Annotated in this window: 18 protein-coding genes; 10 read left to right on the top strand and 8 right to left on the bottom strand. The window is 42.7% G+C overall.

The genetic code is table 11. The features are described 5' to 3' along the window. Positions 1-78 precede the first annotated feature (78 nt). Positions 79-2,421 (top strand): response regulator, encoded by a 2,343-nt coding sequence (locus RMY63_RS15980; RefSeq protein WP_322729640.1) that lies wholly within the window; start codon positions 79-81, stop codon positions 2,419-2,421. A 246-nt stretch (positions 2,422-2,667) separates the two neighbouring features. On the opposite strand, the gene RMY63_RS15975 is transcribed toward RMY63_RS15980, so the two are convergent. The 5 genes from RMY63_RS15975 to RMY63_RS15955 all read right to left on the bottom strand — a co-directional run bounded on the left by RMY63_RS15975 (position 2,668) and on the right by RMY63_RS15955 (position 10,086). After that, a complete protein-coding gene (locus tag RMY63_RS15975) occupies positions 2,668-3,051 on the bottom strand; it encodes a response regulator (protein ID WP_322729639.1) in 384 nt (127 codons plus the stop codon). Continuing rightward, entirely contained in the window at positions 3,048-4,550 is a 1,503-nt protein-coding gene (locus tag RMY63_RS15970) for an ATP-binding protein (RefSeq protein WP_322729638.1), read from the bottom strand. The genes RMY63_RS15975 and RMY63_RS15970 overlap by 4 nt, the downstream gene beginning before the upstream one ends. A 502-nt stretch (positions 4,551-5,052) precedes the next feature. After that, the gene (locus tag RMY63_RS15965) at positions 5,053-9,453 is read right to left on the bottom strand and encodes a PAS domain S-box protein (protein WP_322729637.1); all 4,401 of its coding nucleotides are present in this window, start codon (positions 9,451-9,453) and stop codon (positions 5,053-5,055) included. Positions 9,454-9,543: 90 nt separating this feature from the next. Beyond that, positions 9,544-9,690, bottom strand: coding sequence for a hypothetical protein (locus RMY63_RS15960; RefSeq protein ID WP_322729636.1), 147 nt, complete (start codon positions 9,688-9,690; stop codon positions 9,544-9,546). A 33-nt stretch (positions 9,691-9,723) separates the two neighbouring features. Further along, positions 9,724-10,086, bottom strand: coding sequence for a PAS domain S-box protein (locus tag RMY63_RS15955; RefSeq protein ID WP_322729635.1), 363 nt, complete (start codon positions 10,084-10,086; stop codon positions 9,724-9,726). A gap of 352 nt (positions 10,087-10,438) precedes the next feature. Here RMY63_RS15955 and RMY63_RS15950 point away from each other — a divergent pair, with 352 nt between their 5' ends. Together RMY63_RS15950 and cobW are read left to right on the top strand one after the other, a co-directional pair. Then, the gene (locus tag RMY63_RS15950; RefSeq protein WP_322729634.1) at positions 10,439-11,440 is read left to right on the top strand and encodes a methyltransferase domain-containing protein; all 1,002 of its coding nucleotides are present in this window, start codon (positions 10,439-10,441) and stop codon (positions 11,438-11,440) included. Positions 11,441-11,481: 41 nt separating this feature from the next. After that, positions 11,482-12,540, top strand: coding sequence for a cobalamin biosynthesis protein CobW (gene cobW, locus RMY63_RS15945; RefSeq protein WP_322729633.1), 1,059 nt, complete (start codon positions 11,482-11,484; stop codon positions 12,538-12,540). Positions 12,541-12,628: 88 nt separating this feature from the next. On the opposite strand, the gene RMY63_RS15940 is transcribed toward cobW, so the two are convergent. Beyond that, positions 12,629-13,690, bottom strand: a complete 1,062-nt coding sequence (locus RMY63_RS15940; RefSeq protein ID WP_322729632.1) for a low specificity L-threonine aldolase — start codon at positions 13,688-13,690, stop codon at positions 12,629-12,631. A gap of 891 nt (positions 13,691-14,581) precedes the next feature. Here RMY63_RS15940 and RMY63_RS15935 point away from each other — a divergent pair. Both RMY63_RS15935 and RMY63_RS15930 read left to right on the top strand, forming a co-directional pair. Then, the gene (locus RMY63_RS15935) at positions 14,582-15,364 is read left to right on the top strand and encodes an ABC transporter ATP-binding protein (RefSeq protein ID WP_322729631.1); all 783 of its coding nucleotides are present in this window, start codon (positions 14,582-14,584) and stop codon (positions 15,362-15,364) included. Positions 15,365-15,486: 122 nt separating this feature from the next. Continuing rightward, a complete protein-coding gene (locus RMY63_RS15930; protein WP_322729630.1) occupies positions 15,487-16,986 on the top strand; it encodes an MlaD family protein in 1,500 nt (499 codons plus the stop codon). A gap of 303 nt (positions 16,987-17,289) precedes the next feature. Here the strand turns inward: RMY63_RS15930 and RMY63_RS15925 are convergent, their stop codons facing one another. Then, positions 17,290-18,252, bottom strand: coding sequence for a general stress protein (locus RMY63_RS15925; protein ID WP_322729629.1), 963 nt, complete (start codon positions 18,250-18,252; stop codon positions 17,290-17,292). Positions 18,253-19,215: 963 nt separating this feature from the next. On the opposite strand from RMY63_RS15925, the gene RMY63_RS15920 reads away from it, so the two are divergent. After that, positions 19,216-19,554, top strand: a complete 339-nt coding sequence (locus tag RMY63_RS15920) for a choice-of-anchor tandem repeat GloVer-containing protein (protein ID WP_322729628.1) — start codon at positions 19,216-19,218, stop codon at positions 19,552-19,554. Here the strand turns inward: RMY63_RS15920 and RMY63_RS15915 are convergent. Continuing rightward, a complete protein-coding gene (locus tag RMY63_RS15915; RefSeq protein WP_322729627.1) occupies positions 19,551-19,847 on the bottom strand; it encodes a DUF3288 family protein in 297 nt (98 codons plus the stop codon). The genes RMY63_RS15920 and RMY63_RS15915 overlap by 4 nt on opposite strands. A 373-nt stretch (positions 19,848-20,220) precedes the next feature. Here RMY63_RS15915 and RMY63_RS15910 point away from each other — a divergent pair, with 373 nt between their 5' ends. The 4 genes from RMY63_RS15910 (at position 20,221) to RMY63_RS15895 (ending at position 26,207) form a co-directional block, all read left to right on the top strand. Continuing rightward, positions 20,221-22,674: an ATP-dependent Clp protease ATP-binding subunit gene (locus RMY63_RS15910; RefSeq protein ID WP_322729703.1), complete on the top strand. Its 2,454-nt coding sequence runs from the start codon at positions 20,221-20,223 to the stop codon at positions 22,672-22,674. A gap of 532 nt (positions 22,675-23,206) precedes the next feature. After that, entirely contained in the window at positions 23,207-23,614 is a 408-nt protein-coding gene (locus RMY63_RS15905) for a hypothetical protein (protein ID WP_322729626.1), read from the top strand. A 200-nt stretch (positions 23,615-23,814) separates the two neighbouring features. Beyond that, positions 23,815-23,994, top strand: a complete 180-nt coding sequence (locus RMY63_RS15900) for a hypothetical protein (RefSeq protein WP_322729625.1) — start codon at positions 23,815-23,817, stop codon at positions 23,992-23,994. A gap of 449 nt (positions 23,995-24,443) precedes the next feature. Next, entirely contained in the window at positions 24,444-26,207 is a 1,764-nt protein-coding gene (locus RMY63_RS15895) for a Rieske (2Fe-2S) protein (protein ID WP_322729624.1), read from the top strand. Positions 26,208-26,346: the final 139 nt, after the last annotated feature.

Below are 26,346 nucleotides of genomic sequence, written 5' to 3'. Positions count from 1 at the left end.
TCAAAAAATTTTCAGCAGTATTTTGCATCCCTAAAAACCAGCCCAAATCAAGATTTCTGCCAAAAGCGATCGCAAATTATGAGAGGATCGTCACGTGTCGGTACAGCTTCTACCATGCGAATTTTGCTGATCGAAGACGACGAAGTTTTGCTCGCTGTCTTGCTACAATCTCTCACCAGCCAGCACTATGTTGTGGATGCAGTCCAGGATGGTCAAAGCGGTTGGGAATATGCCCAAAGCGCCAGCTATGACTTGATTTTGATGGATGTAGGGCTGCCTGGTCTTGATGGGATTAAGTTATGCCACCGCTTACGTGCTGAAGGTTGCGCCATCCCGATTTTACTGATTACAGCCAGAGATGCCAGTAGCGATCGCATTCGCGGACTAGACGCAGGTGCAGACGATTATTTAATCAAACCCCTGGATTTAGCAGAACTTCAAGCGCGTTTACGGGCATTACTGCGGCGTGGCGAGGTTTCTGTGACAACGGTGCTAAAGGTAGGCGATTTACATTTAGATCCACGCAGTTGTGAGGTGAACTACGGCAATAAACCTCTAAAATTAACCCCCAAAGAATATACTCTGTTAGAAGTATTCCTGCGAAATCCATCACGGGTTTTCAGTCGCGGACAACTTGTTGAGCATCTATGGACATTTGACGATCCCCCTCTAGAAGAAAGCGTCAAAGCACATATTAAAGGACTGCGCCAAAAATTGAAGACAGCTGGAGCTGTGGATTGGATCGAGAATGTTTACGGTCTAGGGTATCGGTTGAAGGAAGGGGTGGGGGAAACCGGACAAGGGGACAAGGGGACAAGCAGACAAGGGGACAAGGAAGAATTTCTCCCGCTTCCCGCCTCATCTATCGAGGAGCAATTTCAGCAGGGAATGAGCCAGCTATGGCAGCAGTATCGCGGCTTGATGGTTCAACGCTTACAGGCTCTACAAATAGCAAGAGAGGCAGTAGAGACGGGGACGCTCACGCAGGAGTTACGCCAAAGTGCTAGAGAGGCAGCCCATAAGTTAGCAGGCGTGTTGGGGATGTTTGAGCGGGAAGCAGGAACCGTTTTGGCACGAGAGATAGAAGAGATTTTGCTATCAGATGAAGCATTGCAAGCAGCCCAGTCACAACAATTTTTAGATTTAGTGCGCGAATTGGCCAAAATGCTCAATTTAGGTGAGCTACAACCATCTTTGCCCGCAGAAACACCCAGGCTACTGTTAATTGACCCTGACTTAAATCTCGGTCGAGAGTTGCAAGAATTAGCGCAATTACTCAATTTGAGTTGGAAACAGGTGGCAACTTTAGAGTTAGGTAAAACATGGCTGCAATCTCACTCACCAGATTTGCTAGTGTTGGCAACAGACGCTGTAAAACAGCAGGAAGAAAGTCTGGCGTTCCTGGCAGAATTGGCATCTCGGACACCGCCCATATCTGCATTGGTACTTGCTTCTGCTGATGGTTTACTAGATCGGGTGGCGGTGGCGCGTGCTGGTGGACGGGGGTTTTTAGCCAAACCTGTAGAGGCAGTCCGAGTTTGGGAGATAGCAAGGCAATTATTGCAAATTACTCAGTCCAAAACAGTTAATGTAATGGTTGTAGATGACGATCCGGTGTTTCTGGCAGCGCTGCGCCCTATGCTTGAACCTTGGGGCATTTGGATGACAGGTTTAGATGACCCTTTACGCTTCTGGGAAGTGTTGCGATCTGTTGTTCCCGATCTGCTGATTTTGGATGTGGATATGCCCCAAGTTGACGGCATTGAACTTTGTCAGGCAGTACGTATCGATTCTGATTGGCAAGGACTACCGATCTTATTTCTTACGGCTCGGTGCGATCGCACCACGATTCAACAGGTGTTTACTATTGGAGCCGATGACTATGTAAGCAAGCCAGTTGTGCCAGCAGAATTGCTCACCCGGATCACAAATCGCCTGGAACGAACCCGCTTGTTGCAAAACCTTTCTCGCAAAGACCATCTAACTGGATTAGCAAATCAACCTCACTCCAGCCGTGATTTAGAGCTTCTTATCCAAAGACTCAAAGATGCAGACAGCAGTACTTTTCATCCTTGGTGTTTGGCAGTGTTCACAGTGACTGAGTTACAGCAGATTAATATTCAATACGGCCATGCTATTGGCAATCAAGTTTTACAACAGTGGGGTCGCTTGTTCCAATCTAACTTTCGAGGTGCAGAAGTTTTGGGATATTGGGGCAATGGAGAGTTTGTGGTGGGAATACCTGGATTGACTAAACAACAGGCAAGCGATCGCTTAGGGCAATTTTTGACTACTCTACGACAACAAGTGTTCATCGCCCAAGATAGCAGCCGCTTTCAGATAAACTTTAGTGTTGGTATTGCTGAATATCCTACTGATGGATCGACTTTACAATCTCTGTTTCAAATTGCTAGTAAGTAGATCGGCGTAATTAAATATAACTGGCTAAGGTTGTCATTTGTCATTTGTCATTGGTCATTGGTAAGGGTTTCAATGATGTTTACGTTTCATAACATAGTTCGGTTTTTTTATGTTGACTTATATCATGTCCGGCTAATCACTTATAATTACCGCATCTGTGCAAAAATCCCAAAAGCCTCTTTCCCCCTGCCCCCTGCTCCCCTGCCTTCTAAATGATAAGTCTTCAACCGGACATGATATTACTTATCATTCCACATCCATTGAACCTAATACAGCACTGATTTGGTCAGCCAGTTTCAGAGGGCGAAAAGGTTTGACAAATACGGCTGCAATATCCAACTTGGCAAAACTTTCTTGATCTAACTGTTGAACCTTTGCTGTTACGATAATAACAGGTATATGACGGGTTACAGGATTGCCCTTAAGTTGTTGGAGTGTGGCGCGACCATCCATATCAGGCATCATCATGTCCAGCAAAATAACATCAGGTTGGTTGTTTGCGGCGAGAATTAAGGCTTCCTGACCAGAACTAGCACTAATCACGTTCCAACTCGCTGACATTTCCAAGCCCATTTGGGCGATCGCTCTGACATCTTCCTCATCGTCAACAATTAATACACACTTGCTCATAATGCTCCGTTTAATAATGGCAGAATGATATAAAAGGTACTACCTTGACCTAAAATGCTCTCAGCCCAAATTTTGCCATGATGTTGCTCAATGATGTTGCGGCAAATGGCAAGCCCTAAACCTGTTCCACCTTTTTTGCGGGAATCGGATACATCAACCTGCTGAAAACGCTCAAAGATTGTCTGTAGTTTATTTGTCGGAATTCCTCGTCCTTGGTCTTGCACTTCAATTTGCACGTAATCTGTTTGCAGTTTGACACGCAACCAAACAGTACCACCTGCTTCTGAGAATTTTATCGCGTTACCAATCAGATTCGTGAGGGTTTGCAGCATCCTGTCAGGATCTGCCAATATTTTTGCAGTGGCTGCTTGAATGATTAAGTTAATCTGCGATCGCTCTGCCATCGCCTCCATTGCTTCTGCGGCTTGAATCAGCAAATCACTGATGTTACACTTTACTGCTTGCATGGCAATTTTACCTGATTTCATCTGCTCTAAGTCGAGAATATCGTTGACTAAGCGATTCAGGCGTTCAATATTGGTAATGGCAATATTGAGAACTTGCTCTCCTCTAGCGGTCAGTGTTCCTAATTGTCCAGTACCTAAAAGGTCTAATGAACCAATTAAAGAAGTGAGTGGGGTTCGCAATTCATGACTTACTAAAGAGATAAATTCATTTTCTAGCCGCTTGCGCTCGGTAATGTCATTAATAATATTCAAGATGCATTGTGTACCATCTAGATCAATCAGTTCGGCAGATAGCAAGACAATTCTAATTTCACCAGATTGAGTACGAAAATCTCTTTCATGGTTTTGCACAGATTCGGTTTCTAGTAATTTTTGCCAGGTGCTATAATTTTGCGCTGCGGTTATTCCCAGGTTCAGGTCAGCAGAAGAAAAGCCAATGATTTCTTCTAGAGAATAACCACTCATTCTGAGAAAACTGCTGTTTACGTCAATGAAGCGTCCTTCTTGGAAAGTAGTGATTGCAATTGGGCTAGGGCTGGAACGAAAGGCTTTGGCAAACTTTTCCTCTGCTTGTTGGCGCTCCCGAATTTCTTGCTGTAGCTTGGTGTTTTGTTCTTGGAGTTGTTTTTGTAAATGGCGAATTGTCAGATGATTTTCTACCCGCACTAGCACTTCTTCAACTTGAAAAGGTTTGGTGATGTAGTCAACCCCTCCAACTGTAAAAGCTTTAACTTTATCTAGCACATCATCCATTGCACTGATAAAAATAACTGGTATGTTGCAGGTGCGATCGCTACTTTTTAAACATTGACAAACTTCATAACCATTCATTTCTGGCATATTAATGTCAAGTAAAATTAGGTCTGGGGGAGCTGCCTGTGCTCCTCGCAAACCAGCCGCACCTTTAGTAACGCTCCTGACTTTGTAACCTTGTTCTGTTAACATGGAAGCTAGAAGGTACAAATTTTCTGGAGTATCATCAATCACTAAAATGTTAGCTTTTGGTGTATCTAGTGGCTGGCTATGCATCATCTTCCCCTTGAGTCACGTCGCTGCGCTCCGAATTAAAAATTAACATATAGCAATCCGATTTGATTCGGTGAATTACTGGTAGGGACTGGGGACTGGGGACTGGGGACTGGGGACTGGGGACTGGGGACTGGGGACTGGGAAGAAGGAATAGAGGTGTACTGAGTTTTTTTCACGCAATCAAATATGATATCAAGTCTGGTTAATCACTTATGATTACTGGATCTGTGCAAAAATCCCAAAAGCCTCTTTCTTCCTGCCCCCAAGATGAAGTTAAAAGTCAAAAGTTAAAGGGCAAAAGAGAACTGATGAAGTCTTAATTCTTTTCTTTTTACCCTTACGGGTGACGCTCCTACGTCGCTAACGCTGCGCTAACGCCACTTGCTTTATGCCGGGGAACCCGTCCACCGCAGTGGCTCACTTTTTACTTTTAGCTTTTGACTTACTAATCCCTGCCCCCCTGCTGTCTAAATGGATAAGTCTTTGACCAGACATGATATGAGTCCTATATATCCTTTCTTGTTTCGGTCAGCTCGATAATTTCGTCAAAACAGAAACGATTCACCAAATCGGTCAGTCTTTGAGACAAAGCAGAATGAGTTTCGGGAATTTGTTCAATTAGCTGCAAAATAACCTCTGCGTCCACCTGAATGGCTGCTTGGTGTAAGGCAGTTCGCCATTCCTCTTGCATAATCACTAGGTCTTGTGGTTTGAGATTCTTTAATTCCGAGGTAGCCAATTGCATCTGGTCAATATTCTCTTGTTCTTCTGCATAAACATAACTAACTCCTAAAAATTCAGCCATCTTGCTAAAGATGACATCTTCCCGAAAAGGCTTGCGGATGAGATCATCACAACCTGCCGCTAAAATATTAGACCTTTGTTCTTCAAAAGCACTAGCTGTTAGGGCAATAATCACTGTGCGGGCATTGGGGATTGGGGATTGGGCATTGGGCATTGGGCATTGGGGATTAGTTATTCCCCTTGTCTCCCCTGCCCCCCTGCTCTCTGTCCCCTGCTCCATAGCACGAATCTGTCGAGTTGCCTTATATCCATCGATCACAGGCATTCGCATATCCATCCAAATCAGGTGGGGATGCCATGTTTGCCAGAGAGCGATCGCTTCTTGACCGTTAGCTGCTGCTAGAGTTTCAAAACCAACACTATTAAATAACTGCGTTAATAAATCACAATTGTCTTTGCGGTCATCAACTACTAGAATTTTGTATACAGGTTGCCCTGGTGTCAAAGCAATTACTCTGCGTTGAAGTACTGGTGGTGCAATTTCTAATGACTCTGCTAGTTCAATTTTGATATCGAAGTAGAAAGTTGAGCCACGGCCTACTACACTATCAACTCGGATATCGCCACCCATTAACTGCACAAATTGACGGCTAATTGTTAGTCCTAGTCCCGTTCCTTCTCTCACTTGTCTAGCACTTGCAGTCTGAACGAAAGGCTGAAATAAATTATCTAATTCCTCGGTAAAAATTCCCAATCCTGTATCTTCAATTTCAAAGGTAATCAGGGATTGAAGATTGGGCAAAGAGGAGACGGGGAAATAATTCTCAGCGTTAGCGTTATCTTTTCCTACTTTTACGCGCAACGTCACCCCCCCGGTATTGGTAAATTTGATGGCATTTCCTAATAGGTTGATCAGTACTTGCCGGAGTTTGCTTTCGTCTGTAAGAATATGTTGCGGCAAATCAGAGGCAAGTTCAAATGAAAGTGATAGCTTTTTGTCCTTGGCTCGTACCTGGAACATCTGCTGCATATCTTGCAACAAGCCATACAAATCAAAGGATGTAGGGCTAAGAACAATCCGTCCAGCTTCGATTTTGGACATTTCCAGCACATCATTAATTAAGTTGAGCAGGTGTTCTCCACTACGATTGATAGTTGCTAGAGAGTCTCGCTGACGTTTGCTGAGGGTGGTGTCTCGTTCCATTAGCTGGGCAAAACCCAAAATAGCATTGAGTGGCGTTCGCAATTCATGGCTCATGTTGGCTAAGAAGGCGCTTTTTGAACGGTTGGCAGTTTCGGCGGCTTCTTTAGCAATCCGTAGTGCCTCCTCGGCCTTGTGCCGCGATCGCCCAATGGCTATGAGTTCGCTCACCCGTTGCAGTAAGCTGATTTCCTCTTGGCTCCAAGTTTTAGATTTGTTCACAGCATGTAATTCCAGTAGTCCAACGACTTTGCCAGAGTAAATCATTGGTACAGCCACTACAGATTTAATTAATTCTGTCTCAGCCAGCGCCTCTGATGAAATATCTGCAATGCGGGACGCTTGTAAACCTTGGATAGGATTACCGTTGAGAATTTGGTTATAAAACCAGGGCAACGGCTCAGCTGATGAGGTATTGTTTAATAATAGTCTGCTGGTGGGATTATACCACTTATGGGCTATACGAAATTGCTGTTGTGATTCATAGTATTCAAAGATACAGCTACATTCCGCCTCCATCAATTCGGCGCTCGCTTGCAGGGTGAAATTGATTGCGGTATCTGCATCTTGGTCGATAAACTGGCGAGAAATGCTGTTTAGGAATCTGTCTACCTGAGCGCGGTGCCAAAGTGTGGCTTCAACTTGCTTACGTTCAGTCAAGTCTTGCACCAACCCCTGAATAAGTGTGCGCTCACCCAACTTAAATACATTTAACCACACCTCAGCCGGAAAATCTGTACCATCGGCGCGACGGTGAACCCATTCAAAACGATGTCTGCCTTGTTCGTAGGCGAGGACAATTTGTTCACGGGCCAAACTAGCAGAAGTTTGACCATTTGGTTGGAATGGCGGTGAAAATTCACTTGGATGGTTTTGCAAAAACTCTTGCCGAGAATAGCCGAATAGTTCTTCTGCTGCCCGGTTACAATCAAGGGGAATTCCGTTTTCCTGTAACATCACAGCAATACTGGTTGATTCATAAAGAGCGCGAAATCTGGCTTCTGATTGTCGTAAAGATTCTTCGACAAGCTTGCGATCGCTAATATCGGTAATTACGGCATCTATACAGCCATCTTCAGCATTTCGTCTCAGCGATAGTAGCCCCCAACCAAAGGATTTATCCCGACGACATAGTTGTAATTCAAAGTTACGTACCTCACCCTGCTGTGCCATTTCTGCCAACAGCTGTTGGCGATCATCTGGATTGGCGTAAAACTCCGTCGTGAATTGCTTGCCAATTAAATCGGTGGGGGAACTATAACCCAAAATTTCGGCTTGGCGTTGGTTGGCTTCTAGAAATAGCCCATCTTCTAAACGAATGCGAGCAATTCCCACTTGAAAGTTTTCAAAAATGTTGCGATATTTCTGTTCGCTGCGACGTAAAGCTTCTTCTACCTGTTTGCGATTCGTAATATCGCGGAAGTACCAAATTCTACCATAGTAATCTTCTGTTGGCGATCGTACAGATGCAGAATATCGGTCTAGAGTCCGCCCATCTTTCAGGCGAATTTCATCCCGGCTGATTTGGTCTGGATGGGCGTAGAGATACTCAACTTTTGCGAGAAACTCTTGTGGCTGTTCTAGTTTATCGAGTGCTAATTTGAGTAATCGCTGATCGTTATTATTGACAAATGTTTCTGGAATTTGCCATAACTGGCAAAAACGTTGATTGTAAGATACTATTTGACCATTTTCATCAACGACTAAAATCCCATCAATTGAAGCTTCTTGTTGGGCTTTTAGTATGGCATTACTGCGGTGTAAATCTGCCTCTACTTGCTTGCGATCATTAATGTCAGCAACCACCGCTTCCAGACAACTATCTTCCAAATTCAAACGTAAGGAAAACAAGCCCCAGCGCTTCTTACCGTCGCACTGATTAAACTGTAGCTCAAAGTTGTTGAGTGAACCTTTTTGACGCAGTTCGGTTATTATACGCTGGCGATCGCTTGGGTTTGCATAAAAATCTGTGGTAAATTTTGTGCCACTAATTAAGTCTACTACACAACTGTAGCCTAATAGTTCGGCAAGGCGTTGATTGGCATCTAAAATCAGCCCATCGTCAATTCGGCTGCGAAGGATGCCAAATTGAGAATTCTCGAACAGGTTGCGAAACTTAACCTCACTTTCGCTCAAGGCTTTCTCTACTTGCTGACGTGCAGTAATATCCCGAAAACTCCAAACCCGTCCAATAACTTTACCGCCCTGAGATTGAGGTTGAGAATAACGTTCAAAAACACGTCCATCTTTCATCTCTACTAAATCAAAAGTTTCCTGTTGTGGGCACTCATCATACAGTTCCTTTACTCTGGCAATAAACTCTTTAGGATCTTGTGTTTGTTCAGCCATAAACTTAAATCGTTCATTACCTTGAGAAGGTTGTAACAACGATTCTGGCATTGACCACATCTGAAGAAACTTTTGATTAAAAACTGCTACATTAAAGTCTCGATTTAGAACTATAATTCCATCAGCTGTAGATTCCAGTGTTGCTTGCAAAAGAGACAAAGTTTCTGCTTGTTTTTGTTCTACCAAAGAGCGTTCTACTTCCCAGTGCTTTGCTTGAGTGACATCTCGAATTACTAATATAGATGACCTTTCACCTCCTGAAAGTTCGACGCAGTTGCCTGATATTTCTAAAATTAAGCAGCGATGTTTAGCATCATGACATTCGTATTCTTCTGTGATTTCATAATCTTCCCTTAGAACCCTCATATTTGGATAAGATTCTGGTGCAACTGTTTCACCAGCTAGGCTCAGGAATAACAAGTCACTCAGCTTGGCATTGAGAACTAAAATATGTGGTTGGTTAACAAGTTTGTCAAAAGCAGTATTGCACCATTGTATTTTGCCATCACTACCAGTCCAGACAATAGCATCAGCGATCGCCCCCAGCGCCACCTCCATCTTGCCCAGAGTCGCCCGTAATTGATTGACTAAACCAGTTAAATTAATGCTCATCGGCAGACTCCTGTTTGAGAAGCAACGGTAGAGGTCAACCCCTGCGGGGAAGTCAAAAGTCAAAAGTCAAAAGTCAAAATTGAAGCACGATCAGGATAAATCCGGGCGATGCACTGCGCCGCCCTGAGCGTAGTCGTTGGGAGCGTAGCCGAAGTGGGCTTGAATTAATGTTGCTTTGCATTTTTTCTTTTCCATAAATAAATTCATTGGCTCTGTATCCTTTTTTTCTTTGGTCAATCTTTTCTTTTGCTATCCATCTTCCTACTTCTTTTAAAGAGGACGCAACATGGCCATAAACACCCATTCTCCCTGATGTTTCTCTGCCATAATCAAATGCTCGGCTTCAATTTCTAGCCCATCTTTGGTGATTCCAACTAGATGCAGTGGGTGATTGAGAATAGTAGAATTTTCTGTTGAAAGAAAGCGGGAAAAACCAAGGTGGTGCGGTGCATGAAAACCTTCTGGAATAACTACCGTGATGATTTGACCGTTAATTTCAGCCATACTCCAGCCAAAAACAGAGGTAAAGCGATCGTTTACATAAGTGACAAACCCTTGTTGATCTGTAATTACAACTGGCACGTCTGTTTCTTGCTTCATCTCACTGAGGGTTTTCATCACTGCTTCAGTCATAAAAAGTAGGAACTAGGGGTTGTGTTGCAAATGCTTTGTCAGTATATCTCTTGTGTTGAAAACCACGAAATCAGAAATAAAGAAAAGGTTACATGATATAGGACTATGATTTGATTGCGTGAAAAAACTCCGCACAACTCGAAAAGCCTTCAGCCCTATTCCCTACTCCCTACTCCCTACTCCCCAGCTACGTAGATAATTTCAGAAATCAAATATGATTCCTATAAAGATGTTCAGAGCAAAGAAGTATAATCAGGTGCAAGAGGTGAAGGTAAAATAGCCGAAAATCCTTGCATCACAGTGGTCAGCCCTAACACGGTATGAGCAAGACCGTACAGGAGCGTTCAAAATCATGTCAAATTTATTATATTTTGTAATTGGTTTTACAGTACTTTTGCTAATTGGAATTGCGGCTTATTTCTTAACTGCCCGTAAATATCAATCCTCAGTCACAGTCGCCAATTCCTACGATCAATGGACGCTTGACGGCATCCTAGAGTTTTACTGGGGGGAACACATTCACCTCGGTCATTATGGTTCGCCGCCACGACGTAAGGATTTTTTGGTTGCTAAATCTGATTTTGTACATTACATGGTTAAATGGGGTGGAATAGATAAATTACCTCCTGGTACTACCGTCTTAGATGTTGGCTGTGGGATCGGAGGCAGCAGCCGGATTTTAGCGCGAGATTATGGGTTTGCTGTCACAGGCATTACCATCAGCCCTATTCAGGTGAAACGCGCTCAGGAACTAACACCCCAAGAACTAAACGTCCAGTTTGCGGTCGATGATGCGATGGCGTTGTCGTTTCCAGATGCTAGTTTTGATGTGGTTTGGTCAATCGAAGCAGGCCCCCATATCCCTGATAAAGCTGTTTTTGCAAGAGAATTAATGCGGGTGCTGAAACCTGGTGGAATCTTGGTTGTAGCTGACTGGAATCAAAGGGACGATCGCCAAAAGCCGTTAAATTTTTGGGAGAAACCAGTGATGCGACAACTCCTAGACCAGTGGTCTCATCCAGCTTTTTCTAGCATTGAGGGCTTTTCTGAGCTTTTGGCAGCTACAGGATTAGTAGAAGGGGAGGTAATTACGGCTGATTGGACGCAAGAAACCCTTCCTTCTTGGTTAGATTCTATCTGGCAAGGGGTGGTTCGACCGAGCGGATTTCTGCGTTTTGGACTGTCTGGTTTCATCAAGTCTGTGCGCGAAGTGCCAACGTTTTTGCTGATGCGTTTGGCGTTTGGTGTAGGGTTGTGCCGATTTGGAATGTTCCGCGCTGTGCGATCGCACTCACGTACAGAATTGATGGATAGAAACTTTGCTAAGGAAACTCCTTCAAGCATAGTTGGGTAGCAAGCGCACGATCGCCAATTTTGAGTTGATAGATACTTTATATGCATAAAATTCCCGTCACAGTCATTACAGGATTTCTAGGTGCAGGCAAAACGACGTTAATCCGCCATCTACTGCAAAATAATTCAGGGCGACGTATTGCTGTTTTGGTGAATGAATTTGGAGAAATCGGCATTGATGGCGAACTATTGCGTGATTGCCAAGTTTGTGATGATGAAGAAGACTCCAACAGTAACATTGTTGAACTCACTAACGGTTGCTTATGCTGCACAGTACAAGAGGAATTCTTACCAGCAATGCAAGAATTACTAAAACGACGCGCCAGCCTAGACTGTATGTTAATTGAAACCTCTGGACTAGCACTGCCAAAACCATTAGTACAAGCATTTCGCTGGCCAGAAATCCGCACAGGTGCAACAGTAGACGGCGTAATCACTGTAGTGGATTGTGAAGCCTTGGCAACTAATCAATATGTAGGTGATTTAGCAGCTCTCTTAGCACAGCGACAAGCTGACTCTAGCATAGAACACGAAACACCCATCGAGGAACTGTTTGAAGATCAGCTCGCTTGTGCTGACTTAGTGTTGCTGACTAAAAGCGATCGCGTTGACGAACAAACGCAAGTGAGAGTGCAAGATTGGCTAAAGCAAAACTTATCCCCTGGCGTAAAAGTCATTCCTTGTCAGGACGGGAAAATCAGTAGCGATTTGTTACTCGGTTTCAACGCTGCTGTGGAAGACAACTTAGATAGTCGTCCTAGTCACCACGACAACGAAGCCGAACACGAACATGATGACGGGATTAATGCGGTGCAATTACTCTTAGATCAAGCATTTGAGCCGACTGTCCTAATCAAACGCTTGCAAACATTGGTACAACAGCAAGAAATTTATCGAATTAAGGGATTTGTAGCAGTTCCAAATAAAGCTATGCGTATGGTACTACAGGGTGTCGGCAATCGATTTGACTACTTTTATGACCGGACTTGGCAAAGGAGCGAACAGCGTCAAACAAAATTAGTGTTAATTGGTCGGGAACTAGATCGGGTTTACATTGAATCACTGGTGTTGGGAGAGAAAATAAATGCGACCATCCAATAGTGTCTGGCAACGCCAATTCGGAAGTATAGCCATAGTCATATAGGTTAGGACATAATGACAAGCGTGAATGTCAGGAAGAGTAATGTTTTTACCTCCTGCCTCCTGCCTCCTGCCCCCTGCCTCCTGCTATAATATCACCAACTAATTCATCAATCCTTGATTGAGTAGTGTTCCAAGAACACATAAAACGTACTCCTCCCACACCAATAAATGTATAAAACTGCCAGTTCTTGGCTTTTAAGCTGTGAATGACTTCTTCAGGTAATTTTACAAATACGGCGTTGGCTTGTCTAGGAAACATCAAGTCAACACCTTCTATGTTTAATAGTTGATTTTCTAAGTATTCAGCACATTGATTGGCATGTCTAGCATTTCTTAACCAAGCACCAGTTTCCAATAAACCCAACCAGGGAGCCGAAATAAACCGCATTTTTGAAGCTAGCTGGCCTGCTTGCTTACATCGATAATCAAAATCCTCTGCTAGCGATTTGTTGAAGAAAAGAATGGCCTCGCCTAATGCCATTCCATTCTTGGTACCACAAAAGCACAATACATCGATTCCAGTTTTCCAAGTAATTTCAGCAGGACTTTTATTCATAGCGGCAACTGCATTTGCAAAACGAGCGCCATCCATGTGAATCTTTAAGTTATATTTGTTTGCAACTTCTTTAATACTTAAAAGTTCTTCAATAGAATATAAAGTTCCTAATTCAGTTGATTGTGTAATGCTAATAACTTTAGGTTTGGGATAATGAATATCAGTGCGTTTGGTGACAATTGTCTCTATAGCTTTTGATGTTAATTTGCCATTTTTACCGTGAGCAAGTAGCAGTTTCGAGCCATTAGATGCAAATTCAGGTGCGCCACATTCATCTGTTTCTATGTGAGATGTCTCATGGCAAATGACGCTGTGATATGACTGACAAAGAGCAGCTAAAGATAAAGAATTTGCGGCCGTACCGTTAAAGGTAAAAAATACTTCACAATCAATTTCAAAGAGTTCCCGAAAATAATCTGTTGCTTTTTGAGTCCATTCATCATTTCCATAAGCTGGAACACTACCTTGATTTGCTCTAATCATATATTCCAGTGCTTCAGGACAAATACCAGAGGAATTATCACTTGCAAACTGTTCTAATTGGCTACTCATAATTTCTCCTTTGGTTTTTAACAGTAATTGTTACAATACTAATAAATAATTTTTGAATTTGCCAATTCTAAAATTGGCGGATAATGTTATCAACTTCTCCAACCATCTAATAATTATGCTAATTCCAATAACTTTGGATGGCAGAAAAATATTTTTGGTAGCCATACTTAATCATTTATAAAAAACAGGTTTTTGACTTATATAGGACTTACGCAAAACATAACGAAAGTAGCGGTAATTTATGAATTACCGCTACGCAATAATCAGGTTTTCAGGCACATCTTGCGTAAGTCCTGTTATATAAAAACTCGGAAGTCTAAACCTTTTGATTTTCACAACTTAAATCTGATTTTTATATCTTGTATAGCAATCCTATCTGATTTGTGAAAATTCTCGGTGTCCAGATCCCCGACTTCGTAAAAGTTGTCGGGGATCTAACTTTTCACGAATGATTTAGGATTGCTATATCAACCTATTAATTAGCTTTTTTTGCTGTAACTTTTCTCGGAAGTAGTTATGACCTTAAGTAGTATAGTAATACTAAATGACTTTGCTGATGTCTACAGAAAACTGGAATCTTATTTTCACATCACTGAGATGTTTAATTACTACGGTGTCTTCGTCAGCCTTGCATTGAGGGTATTTTGAGACGATCAACATCGCCAATAACTAAATATTATGCTAAAAAAATAAAGTTTGCTAATCAGAATGCTAATTATGTACTTATAATACACTATACAATGTCCTACCAATAACTATGAAATCACTATTTGGCATATTTGTCCTTTGTCATTTGTCATTTGTCATTTGTCCAATAGCTAGTAACTCTTAACTAATGGCTATTGACCATTGACTAATGACCAATGACCAATGACCAATGACTAATAACTAATGACTGAACCATTGATTGAACTGAAAGGTGTTTCTAAGTCCTTTGGTAGCCATAAAGTTCTAGATAATGTAGACTTGACCATTTACCGGGGAGAAGCACTGGGGATTATTGGGCCATCAGGGACTGGGAAATCAACTATCTTACGAGTAGTAGCGGGGTTACTTAGTCCCGATGAAGGAGAAATTTATGTGCAAGGAGTGCGGCGAGAGGGTTTGATTGAGGATGGCAACCAGCAGGTTGGCATTAGTATGGTGTTTCAGCAGGCGGCACTATTTGATTCGCTGACAGTCGAGGAGAATGTAGGATTTTTACTTTATCAAAATTCAAAGCTGCCGCGATCGCGCATCCAAGATTTGGTAAAAGAAAAATTGGAGATGGTAGGTTTGCCAGAAGTAGGCGACCTCTACCCAGCCGAACTTTCCGGGGGAATGCGAAAACGGGTGAGTTTTGCCCGTGCGATTATCTCTAATCCCGATATTCCCAGTGAAGGCCCAGAAGTTCTACTATACGACGAACCAACAGCCGGACTCGATCCCATTGCCTCGACAGTAATCGAAGATTTAATCCGCCATTTGCAATGTTTACATGGAGTTTGTAGTACTTATGCCGTTGTTACCCATCAGGACAGCACTATCCGCCGTACATCCGATAGACTTATATTTCTCTATGAAGGTAAAGTGCAGTGGCAAGGTACAGTTACTGAAATATACAACACAGAACATCCCTTGATCAGACAATTTATCAGTGGAAGTGTTGAAGGCCCGATTAAAGTCGCTGGCTAGAAACTTAAAAATGAGGAGTGAGGAGTGAAGAGTTAAATTTAACTCCTAACTACTAACTACTAACTCCTAACTCCTAACTTTTAACTCCTAATTGATTATTGGTTGTTGGTGGAGGCAAAACAATGCGAGGTCTTATGACAAGCCGCTTCGCGTCTGGGCGAACATTTAGAGAAGGTTCTGTGGGGTTATTACTCCTACTAGGACTAGGGGTATTTGGATTACTCTTTCTGTGGTTAAATAGATTCACTGCTGCTGGTCGTTCATACAAAATTATTGTAGAATTTGCTAACGCTGGCGGAATGCAAAAGGGAGCAGCAGTTCGCTATCGTGGTGTTAAGGTAGGAACTATTTCCCAGATTAGACCGGGGCCAAATGCCATTGATGTAGAGATCGAAATTGCCCAAACTAACCTCATTATCCCCCGTAATGTAGTGGTGGAAGCTAATCAAAGCGGATTAATTAGCGAAAGTATTATCGACATCACACCAAAAGCAACCTTGCCTGCTGGGGTTGTGCTTGCTAAACCCCTAGATAAAAGTTGTGATACCAGCCTCATAGTGTGCAATGCCTCTCGGTTAAAAGGTCAGGTTGGTATCAGTGTTGATGAACTAATTCGGAGTTCAACTGAGCTAGCCGGTGCATACAATGACCCCAAATTTTATCGAAATGTCAATAGGGTTTTAGAAACTACCACAGGCGCAGCATCCAGTTTTACTGAGTTAAGTCAGGATTTACAAGGTTTGACCAAAAGCTTACGACTACAACTTAATACCTTTTCTGCTACGGCTAATTCAGTGCAACGGGCGACAAACCAACTTAATGCATCCGCAAATCAAACAGTAAATAAATTCGGTGCAACTGCAACTCAAGCAAATCGATTGCTGAACAACCTGGATAATCTGTTGACAACAAATCGTTCGTCGCTGGTTGGTGCTTTGAACAATATCACCGAAACTAGCAACCAATTGCGGGTTACAGTCAGTAGCTTATCACCATCTGTAAATCGATTGACTCAAGGAGAATTACTCAACAATTTAGAAACGCTTTCCGCAAATGCAGCCCAAGCCTCAGCTAATTTACGTGATGCTTCTAAAACCTTAAAAGATCCCAAGAACGTGGTGTTGCTGCAACAAACTTTAGATTCAGCACGAGTCACCTTTGAAAATACCCAAAAAATTACATCTGATTTAGATGAATTGACAGGCGATCCTAATTTCCGTAAAAATTTACGGCAATTGGTAAATGGTTTAAGTGGTTTAGTATCTTCTACACAACAGATGCAGCAACAAGTGCAGGTTGCTACTACTCTAGATTCCCTAAAAGCTGCTGTGAGCAAACCAAAGAATCTAATTCCTACCCCAGCACCAACCCAACAGGCGATGTTTAATGACAAGTCGTTACCAATCTACGAAATTAGCCCCTCACAGGCTAATTTTGCAAGTAGCGACACCGACCTTCAACCAACTCCCAATCCGTCTATTCCGAACTCATCCCAAGAAAACCTTTTGAAGCAGCTGCGGGAGTATAGCAAGCAACGGGAGCAACTGGAGACGGAGAAAGAAGCAGTACAGGTTGACCCTTCAGCTTCGCTCACTGCTGACCGAGACAATTTTAGATTTTAGATTTTGGATTTTGGATTAAATTGAAATCTAGAATCTAAAAAAAGGTTTCAAGCCCCCGACTTAAGTCGGGAAGAAAATTCCAAAATTTTCAATCAATATTTAAGCCTCTTCTTTATAAGAAGAGGTTAATCCAAAATCTAAAATTGGCTGACTTTTGACTTTTGACTTTTGACTTCCCCGTTCGCGTAGCGTCTCGCAGAGAAGGGGCTGACCCTGAGCGAAGCCGAACTGTTGAGAATTTTAAGTAAGATATTTTACTGTTAGGTAAATGTGTTGAAACTCATCGACACCACTCGCTAGCTTTTAAGAACGAATTAACATTGGGTCATAAATTTGACACTCTTGAACCCCATAATTACACAGAATAGAGCGAGCTATATCTTGCTCATTATCTGTGCCACTAACGATAAGTATGTAATTGCCTTGCTCTATTTGCTCATTGTAAAAGCGTGCCCACTCATCTGCTATTCCTAACCTCATAGCGTCAAAGCGTTCACTTAAATTAATGCCTGTTGACCCAACCAATTGAGAAAAGTCTTTGCAAATTAAAGAAATTTGGTTTAATGAAAAACCTGCGATAGACATATCCTTAATTGCCGCTTCAGCATTCTCTATGCTATTAAAACAACTAACACTATACTTGGACATCATCCCACTTTTATTAGGAATGGCAGTAGCAGAAGTCGTTGTGGTCAGATAATTTGTAGTTTCATATTCACTGTTGAGATGCTCATAAATGCCAAACTCTTCAATACCCCAACGCCGTAGTATTTCTTCTACTTTAGCAATTTCAAAAGATGTACAATCCACAATTATTAAATAGTGTCCATCCTCTACTCGCTCGTTATATGCTTTAGCTTGCTCTGACGACATTCCCCAACCAACTAATGCACCAGCAAAAGTCCCAGTGGCAGCACCAATACTTGCTCCAACAAGGGTTGTGACCAAAGCAGTTGCTGCTGCTCCAGCCAGCATTATTGGGCCAACTCCAGGGATTGCTAAAGTCCCAAGACCCACTAATAAACCAGTTAACCCACCAACAGCGCCCCCTGAAAGCCCTCCTACTGTTGCACCTTCATCAGCTTTATCACCAGTGTCCTCTTTAACTTCATTATCGGCAATCTCATGATTACGATCTGAATTTTGTACAACTACAGATACTTTCTCCATTGCCAAGCCAGAATCTCTCAACTCATGTATTGCCTGCTCTGCATCTATCCGATGAGTAAATACGCCTACAGCACGTTGATATTGACTTAAAACCATTATTACTCCTTGGTCGCAGGGGAAAGATTAATCATCAGTACCTGTTATATTAAATACGAGTTGTGTTCAACTCAAAACTATCCTTAGTAATAAAATACATTCTCTCGCTCATTAGGTAGGCAATAATACCCTCAACAGTGCAAGTCATTTTGCTAAACAATAGCCATTCTTATACAGATATTAAATGTGGCGGTGGCAGTATTCGTAACATTTCTTGGAATATCGTATTTCTTGCCGCCCAAGCAGGGTAAGCAGTAAAAATGCAATAATTATTACAATTAATTATAAGTAACGTCAACGCAGATATAAGAATGCCGAAGAAATTCGGCTATTCGCTTATATCCGCCGCTTGAAAGACGGCGGTTTTACGCATCACGTCGATAAGGATTCTTTAAACAAGGTATTGAAACGGGCGATCCTCAGAAATGTAATACTTTTGCCAAAACAAATTCCTAACATATAGCAAAGTGCTGTTAGCGGAAGCGGGGCGTTTAGCCCGTGCTGAGTAAAAACCCAGTAATTTCAAGGTTTTGAGCAATCACCAATGTCCTAACTGCCCTGGCGGTTGCTATATTTCAATTTTTACGATTCTCTGGCAGCTATCGAGCTTTATGGGCAAACCTTTCCTGAGCAGGGAGCAGAAATTGAGGAAGCGATCGCCATTCCGCTATATTAGTAACCCAAGTTGCTAGTTCTCTTGTGGGCGATCGCACAGTTATTTGTAAGTCTTTTTACTTAGGCTAAAAGTATTTATTTTTGCTTTCGCTACAAAGCAAGCTTTTATTGTTTAGGTATTTTAAATAACTTTAAAAAATTCAGTTACTGAATCTTAATCAAGCTAAGGTGCGGTGGCGCTATGTGCCACTGCCACTTTTTTTTAGGCGATCGCTTCCATTATGATATGTGTAAATTTGATAAGCCGCAAATAGGCTACTATGTGTTAATTTTTTGGGGCTGGCAAAAGTGCTAATACTTAAATCAAATTACATTAAGGAGGAAGCATTTTCCCTACAAGCTAGCGATGGTAACTTCTACGGCACAACTCGTTTTTATGGAACACAACAGAACGGCGGTACACTATTTAAAATTACGCCTCAAGGAAGCTTTAGTTTGCTGCATTCATTTAAAGTTCAACAAGGTCAACCTTACCAACCAAGCAGCGAATTAATTCAAACTCAAGATGGCAATTTATATGGTACAGCATTGGGTAGTGGTGGCACAGTTTACCGAGTGGGAACAAGTTTAAAACTAAGCAGTTTGGATGCTATCACTGTAGTTGTGAAACCTAGCCCCATTCCCTAATTCCAATCTTGCTCGTCCTTTTTACCGCGGCTTTTGTAAATCCCCCCCAGATTGTGAATTTGACGAGTTTTCTCAAAAAGCTCGGCTTCGGTCAAACCCCACTGTTGCAAGACTTTATCTAGGTCTTTTTGGATGTCTCTTGCCCCTGGAAACCCTTGATAGCGCATTCGCAGTCTAGCCAATTCTGCTAAGTTATAGTCTGTCGCCTCTTGAGCGAGTAAAATATCAATAAGGGGGCGATCGCGGTTATAAAGTGGATGTTGTTGGTCTTTACCGGCCGTTGCTTCAGTCATTGTCAGTCCTGAATGAGAAGTTAGGAGTTAAGAGTAGAGACGCGATTAATCGCGTCTGTACAAGAGTTAAGAGTGCTGAGTCTTAGTTTTTAACTATAGCCGAGAGCAGAGGAGCAGAAAAGGCAAAAGAAAATCATCTTCTGTACCTAAAAGTAGGTTGTAAAATTTAAAACTTTTAACTTACTCACCACTCCTAACTCCTCACTCCTAACTCCTAGTAGACGGCAAGTACACCTGATGTCTTACGGCTCTCACCACTGCCACTTAACTTTAAATAAAGTTACATTAGTCCTTAAGAAAATACAAAAAACTTTAGATGAGGGTGAATTTTATCTCACCCAAAGTCCAAGCAGCGAGGGAGCAAGAACCCATTATGTTTGAACACTTCACTTCCGAAGCCATTAGAGTAATTATGTTAGCTCAGGAGGAAGCACGTCGCCTGGGACACAATTTCGTAGGAACTGAACAAATTCTCCTGGGTTTAATGGGAGAAGGAACTGGGGTCGCTGCTAAAGTGCTGGCTGAATTAGGCGTTACCCTCAAAGATGCACGTCGCGAGGTAGAAAAAATTATTGGTAGGGGTTCTGGCTTTGTACCACCAGAAATTCCTTTTACTCCTAAAGTGAAAAGCCTCTTCGAGCAATCGTTTAAAGAAGCTCATAGTCTAGGACAGAATTACATTAACACTGAACACTTACTCTTAGGATTAACCGAGGCTGGTGAAGGTGTCGCCGCCAAAGTACTACAAAATCTAGGGGTTGACTTCAAGAGTGTCCGCAGTGCCATAGTTCGCCGTTTGGGTGAAAATGCACCAGCTTTTGCTGGTAGTGGTAGTCAAAAGCGTACCCAACCGCTAACTATGGAAGAGTTTGGCAGGAATTTGACCAAATTAGCCCAAGAAGGCAGACTTGACCCCGTAGTTGGTCGCCAGAAGGAAATTGAGCGGGCGATCCAAATTCTCGGTCGCCGCACCAAGAATAACCCTGTGTTGATTGGAGAACCAGGAGTTGGTAAAACTGCGATCGCAGAAGGTCTAGCTCAACGTATTATCAACCAGGATGTTCCCGAAAGTTTACAAGACAAGCAAGTTATCAGCCTCGATATGGGGTCATTGGTAGCTGGAACTCGCTTCCGTGGCGATTTTGAAGAACGCATCAAAAAAGTCGTAGAAGAAGTCCGCACTGTCGGCAATATCATTCTGGTGATTGACGAAATTCACACCTTAGTTGGCGCTGGTGGTACAGAAGGTGGCTTGGATGCAGCCAACATCCTCAAACCTGCCTTAGCACGGGGCGAACTCCAGTGTATCGGCGCAACTACCCTTGATGAGTATCGTAAGCATATCGAGCGTGATGCCGCCCTAGAGCGTCGTTTCCAACCGATTATGGTCGGGGAACCCTCAGTAGAAGAAACCGTACAAATTCTTTACGGCTTGCGTGGTGCTTATGAACAACACCACAAAGTCACAATTTTGGATTCAGCACTTGTCGCAGCAGCACAGTTATCAGACCGCTACATTAGCGATCGCTTCTTGCCAGATAAGGCAATAGACTTAATTGATGAAGCTGGTTCTCGCGTTCGTCTGCGGAACTCTCAAAGTTCTCCGAATAAAGAACTCAAGCGCGAACTCGCTAGTGTTACCAAAGAGAAAGAAGCAGCAGTCAGAGTCCAAGATTTTGATAAAGCGACACAACTGCGCGAGCAAGAGTTAAAACTTGCAGAACAACTGCAAACAACGTATACACAAAACGATCAACCTGTCAACTCAACTGTAGTTGACGAAGAAGACATCGCCCAAATCGTTGCCTCTTGGACTGGCGTACCAGTCAACAAGCTTACTGAATCTGAATCAGAGTTGCTCCTACACCTAGAAGACACTCTGCATCAACGGCTCATCGGTCAAGAGCAAGCAGTCACGGCTGTATCTCGCGGTATCCGTCGCGCCCGCGTCGGACTGAAGAATCCCAATCGTCCCATTGCTAGCTTTATCTTCTCTGGGCCGACTGGAGTTGGTAAAACAGAATTGGCGAAGGCACTAGCTGCCTACTTCTTCGGTGCGGAAGACTCGATGATTCGCCTAGATATGTCCGAATACATGGAAAGCCACACCGTCGCCAAGCTAATTGGTTCGCCTCCTGGTTATGTAGGATACGACGAAGGCGGACAGCTTACAGAAGCCGTGCGGCGAAAACCCTACACAGTGCTGCTATTCGACGAAATCGAAAAAGCACACCCCGATGTATTCAATATGCTGCTGCAACTCTTGGATGACGGTCATCTTACCGATGCCAAAGGTCGGAAAGTGGACTTCAAGAACACGCTGATCATTTTGACTTCTAACATCGGTTCCAAGGTGATTGAAAAAGGTGGTAGTGGTTTAGGCTTTGACTTTGACACTCAAGCCGACGCTAGTTATAACCGCATCCGCACCTTGGTAAATGAAGAATTGAAAGCTTACTTCCGTCCTGAATTCCTCAACCGTCTTGATGAAATTATCGTCTTCACCCAGCTTTCCAAGGATGAAGTTAAGCAAATCGCCGAAATTATGCTCCGCGATGTTGCTAATCGCTTGACAGAAAAGGGAATTATCCTAGAAGTTAGCGATCGCTTCAAAGAGCTTGTGGTACAAGAAGGTTATAACCCCAGCTACGGCGCTAGGCCATTACGTCGGGCAATTATGCGCCTTCTAGAAGATTCTCTTGCCGAAGCAATACTGTCTGGTGAAATTACAGATGGAGACACAGCCCTTATCGATGTTGATGATGACTCTCAAGTGAGAGTACAAAAATCAGAAAAACGAGAATTGCTCTTGGCAAATGTTGGCTAATTTTATACGCGATCGCTTTTTACTGTAATATTTGAGAAACACTCCAGCCTCTTGCGTAGAGCAGAGGCACAAACAGGGTCATCTCAGACAAACATCAAGTGAAATGGTATTATTTCCTACCCCTAGTAGAAATGCTAGGGGTTTTTTATGCGATTCTTTTTAACAAAGTGTAGGGGTTTAAATCCCCGGCTTCTATCAAGCCGCAAGTGTTGTGGCACTTTCTAAATCCCCGTTACAACACGTAATTGCGAATTGCGAATTGCGAATTGCGAATTAGTTTAAGTGGTCAATACCCACCTATGAGCGATCGCGTCCAAAGAAGAGGTCGTCCTGGTCGGCTTCCTGGGCGAGAACAAGTCTGGGATTGATTATTCTCACTTGATGTGCCACTTAATAAACTATCAACGATAGTAGAATATAACGTTTGATAATCTGAAACTATTGCTATAAGTAGGTGGAGGAGGATAATGCTTGTTTATTTTTGAATTGTTAATTGATTGGTTTTCAGTTTTAAAAAGGTGAAGGTATTAGTATGAACCGAACTATTTCAGGTGCATTGATTTCCAGCCTGATGGCTGTAAGCTTAGTCAGTGTGAGCTTAGTTCCGGCAGAGCAAGCATCTGCGGATGAACACATACTGCGAGATGTGGGTATTGGAGCAGGTGCAGGAGTATTATCTGGGACAGTAAGGAGACGTGGTTCGTTACTGAATAATGCTATAAAAGGAGCTGCTGCTGGGGCAGCTGTTAATGCTGTCAATGGTACGAGGTCTAGGTATCATAGAAAGCATCGAAATTTAGGCCAAGATGTTGGAGTCGGGGCAGCAGCAAGCACAGTTACAGGTGCTGTGACTCGTGGTCGCAAAGATACCCTGGGGGATGCAGTCGATGGTGCAGTCGCAGGAGCAGCTATTCATATTCTGACCAATGGCAAAAATTAATAATCGCTAGATTTACAGATAATATCTGATTTCTATTGCGTGCAATAAAAACTGCCCTGGCACAAGTCCAGGGCGTTGCTTGAAAAAGGGGATTAAATAAGGGATTTTTAAAATCTTCTCCCTGTTTTACATATACTAGGTTTGGTATGTAATATTCTTCAGCTAAAGTCTTGTGTTTTATGCAAAAATAACTAAAAATTTTGAAAGTACCATCATATAAGGAAGCGTGGATTTGGGTAGAAATTTCCCTGTATACATCGAATCTCGGTCTGATAAAGATAAGCCGAGGACATTTTGCGATCGCAGAGAAAACTGACGATGAATCTCAAAACCTGGAAGATAGCCACCGTGGAACGGTATTTCTAAGATCGCTCTACTAAAACCTATTTTCAAGCCTCGTAAATTGGCAAAGGTATTGACTTTATTGAGAATATACTTTGTTTATTGACATGATGTGGCCGCCTGGGGTGGAGTTATCTGTTGTAAAGATTTTTTGAATTGTTATTAGTTAACCTGAGTTCGGGTTAAGCCAGAAGCTAAAAAGCTTATTCTATAAGGATTGAACAAAAATCTAAGCGATCAAAGAAGCAATTAAAGTCGAATCAGTTTGTCAATAAGGTTCGCAAATGAGATTAATATCAACAATATGCTTTATTGAGAATAGGTTCAAACAGAGCTTCAGACCGAACAACGAGAGGTTAAGGGTTTTGAGGATTTATTATCCCGAACTCAGGTTAGTTAACAAAAATTAGAATGCATAAATGCTCAAATCTGAAAAACTTTGCCAGAGTAGAAATAAGGGATTTGACATTTACCTATCTGTAATTAAATGACTCAAATATTTGAAGATGCGACGAAAACAGACGATTATATCCGTGTTGCTCAACTTGCAGAAGTTCAGGCAGCAGGCAGTTTGTTAGTCCACAAGGAAAAGCATACGATTGCTTTGTTTTACTCAAATAATACAGTTTACGCAATTGATAACCGTTGTCCTCACATGGGCTTTCCCTTACAAGGAAGCACTTGCAAAGATGGTATTGTTACCTGTCCTTGGCATTATGCCCGCTTTGACCTTGCTAGTGGTGGAACATTTGACTCGTGGGCAGATGATGTTCCTTGTTTCCCGGTAGAAATCCGTGATGGTGAAGTTTGGATAAATTTAGCACCACCAGTTAACCCTCATGCTCACCACCGCCAACGTCTGCAAGACGGTTTAGAGCAGAATATTTCTTTAGTGATTGCAAAATCAACCCTCGCACTGTTAGATATCGGGGTAAACCCGACAGAACCGTTTCTCATCGGGTTAGAATTTGGTACTCGTTATAACAAAGCGGGTTGGAGTACAGGTTTGACTATCCATACCTGTATGATGAATCTATTACCTTATCTAGATGCAGAAGACAAACCTCGTGCTTTATTCCACGGACTGTCGGCAGTAGCTAATGATAGTGCGGGTGCGCCACCAGAGTTTGTCGTTCACCCATTACCCAACACTAAAGTAGATTTTGCGACTCTCAAAAACTGGTTTCGCCAATTTATTCAGGTACGAGATGCTGAAGCTGCACAAAGATGTTTAGTATCTGCTGTTCGTTCAGGAGCTAATTCAAAGCAAATAGCAGATATGCTGTTCTGTGCTGCAACAGATCGTCGCTATCTTGATGTTGGGCATACGCTTGATTTTATCAATAAAGCATTAGAAGCATTGGATGCTATAGCTTGGCAAGCAGCAGAATCAATTCTGGCTAGTCTAGTTTCGGGTTTAGCCAATGCCTCCCGGATGGAAGAATCCAATTCCTGGCGCTACCCTGTAGATTTGGTGGCAATATTAGAGTCGGCTTTTGAGCAATTACCGACTGTATTAAGTGTGGGAAAATCTCGACAAGGAAGTTGGTCACAAGCAGATGAACTAGTACCAATTTTATTAGGTGAAGACCCACAAGCGATCGCAGACTCGCTATTGAATGCACTGAAAGCAGGTTGTACTGAAGAACAATTAGCTGGTGTAGTTACTTATACAGCAGCATTACGAGTAGCTCGTTTCCACACTAATAATGACTTTGGAGATTGGAATTCAGCCCACCATCCATTTACGTTTGCAAATGCCGTACATCAAGCTTTACGAAGAGTACCAACAGTCGAACTACTAAGAGGTGTGTTTGATGCGGCGATGAGTGTATATTTAAATCGTTTTTTGAATGTTCCACCAGCAAGGCTGCCAGAACCCAAAGACATTGTGGAAAATCCCGAACAATTACTCCAGCAGCTACCGGATTTATTAAACCGTCAGCAGCAAGTAAACCAGACAGGACAACTAGTTGCTAATTATTTATACAGTGGTGGTAGTGCTGAAAGACTGATGGCAAAACTGGGGAAATTGATGCTGCGAGAAAACCGTGATTTTCATGTCATTCAAGAAATAGAAGCCGCTTTTCGTCAGTATTCTTTCCTCGGTCAAACTTCGGCTGGAATTCATATACTAGTGGCTGCATCTCGGTATTTAGCCGCTCATTCTCCGACAATGCGATCTCAAGGACAAACTTATCAAATTGCGGAACGTTTACATCAGGGTGCTCGCCTATTTGAAGAATCGTGACCGGAAAGTGGAGAATTTGAACATTATCACGATTGGCCCGATCATTTTGCTGTTTACCAAAGTGCTGATGGTAAGCTCAGAATTGAGGCGAGTGGACATCAGTTTCAGGGTCAATTGCATCAATGTTATACCAACTCCT

It is taken from the genome of Nostoc sp. ChiQUE01b (genome assembly GCF_034531255.1).
GTDB lineage: Bacteria > Cyanobacteriota > Cyanobacteriia > Cyanobacteriales > Nostocaceae > Nostoc.
Note: the sequence above shows the minus strand (reverse complement) of the source record. Positions and strands in the feature narration are given on the sequence as shown.

Coding starts and splice junctions, on each gene's coding strand:
- RMY63_RS15980 (WP_322729640.1), top strand. CDS start 79: ATGAGAGGATCGTCACGTGTCGGTACAGCTTCTACCATGCGAATTTTG.
- RMY63_RS15975 (WP_322729639.1), bottom strand. CDS start 3,051: ATGAGCAAGTGTGTATTAATTGTTGACGATGAGGAAGATGTCAGAGCG.
- RMY63_RS15970 (WP_322729638.1), bottom strand. CDS start 4,550: ATGATGCATAGCCAGCCACTAGATACACCAAAAGCTAACATTTTAGTG.
- RMY63_RS15965 (WP_322729637.1), bottom strand. CDS start 9,453: ATGAGCATTAATTTAACTGGTTTAGTCAATCAATTACGGGCGACTCTG.
- RMY63_RS15955 (WP_322729635.1), bottom strand. CDS start 10,086: ATGACTGAAGCAGTGATGAAAACCCTCAGTGAGATGAAGCAAGAAACA.
- RMY63_RS15950 (WP_322729634.1), top strand. CDS start 10,439: ATGTCAAATTTATTATATTTTGTAATTGGTTTTACAGTACTTTTGCTA.
- cobW (WP_322729633.1), top strand. CDS start 11,482: ATGCATAAAATTCCCGTCACAGTCATTACAGGATTTCTAGGTGCAGGC.
- RMY63_RS15940 (WP_322729632.1), bottom strand. CDS start 13,690: ATGAGTAGCCAATTAGAACAGTTTGCAAGTGATAATTCCTCTGGTATT.
- RMY63_RS15935 (WP_322729631.1), top strand. CDS start 14,582: ATGACTGAACCATTGATTGAACTGAAAGGTGTTTCTAAGTCCTTTGGT.
- RMY63_RS15930 (WP_322729630.1), top strand. CDS start 15,487: ATGCGAGGTCTTATGACAAGCCGCTTCGCGTCTGGGCGAACATTTAGA.
- RMY63_RS15925 (WP_322729629.1), bottom strand. CDS start 18,252: ATGGTTTTAAGTCAATATCAACGTGCTGTAGGCGTATTTACTCATCGG.
- RMY63_RS15915 (WP_322729627.1), bottom strand. CDS start 19,847: ATGACTGAAGCAACGGCCGGTAAAGACCAACAACATCCACTTTATAAC.
- RMY63_RS15910 (WP_322729703.1), top strand. CDS start 20,221: ATGTTTGAACACTTCACTTCCGAAGCCATTAGAGTAATTATGTTAGCT.
- RMY63_RS15905 (WP_322729626.1), top strand. CDS start 23,207: ATGAACCGAACTATTTCAGGTGCATTGATTTCCAGCCTGATGGCTGTA.
- RMY63_RS15895 (WP_322729624.1), top strand. CDS start 24,444: ATGACTCAAATATTTGAAGATGCGACGAAAACAGACGATTATATCCGT.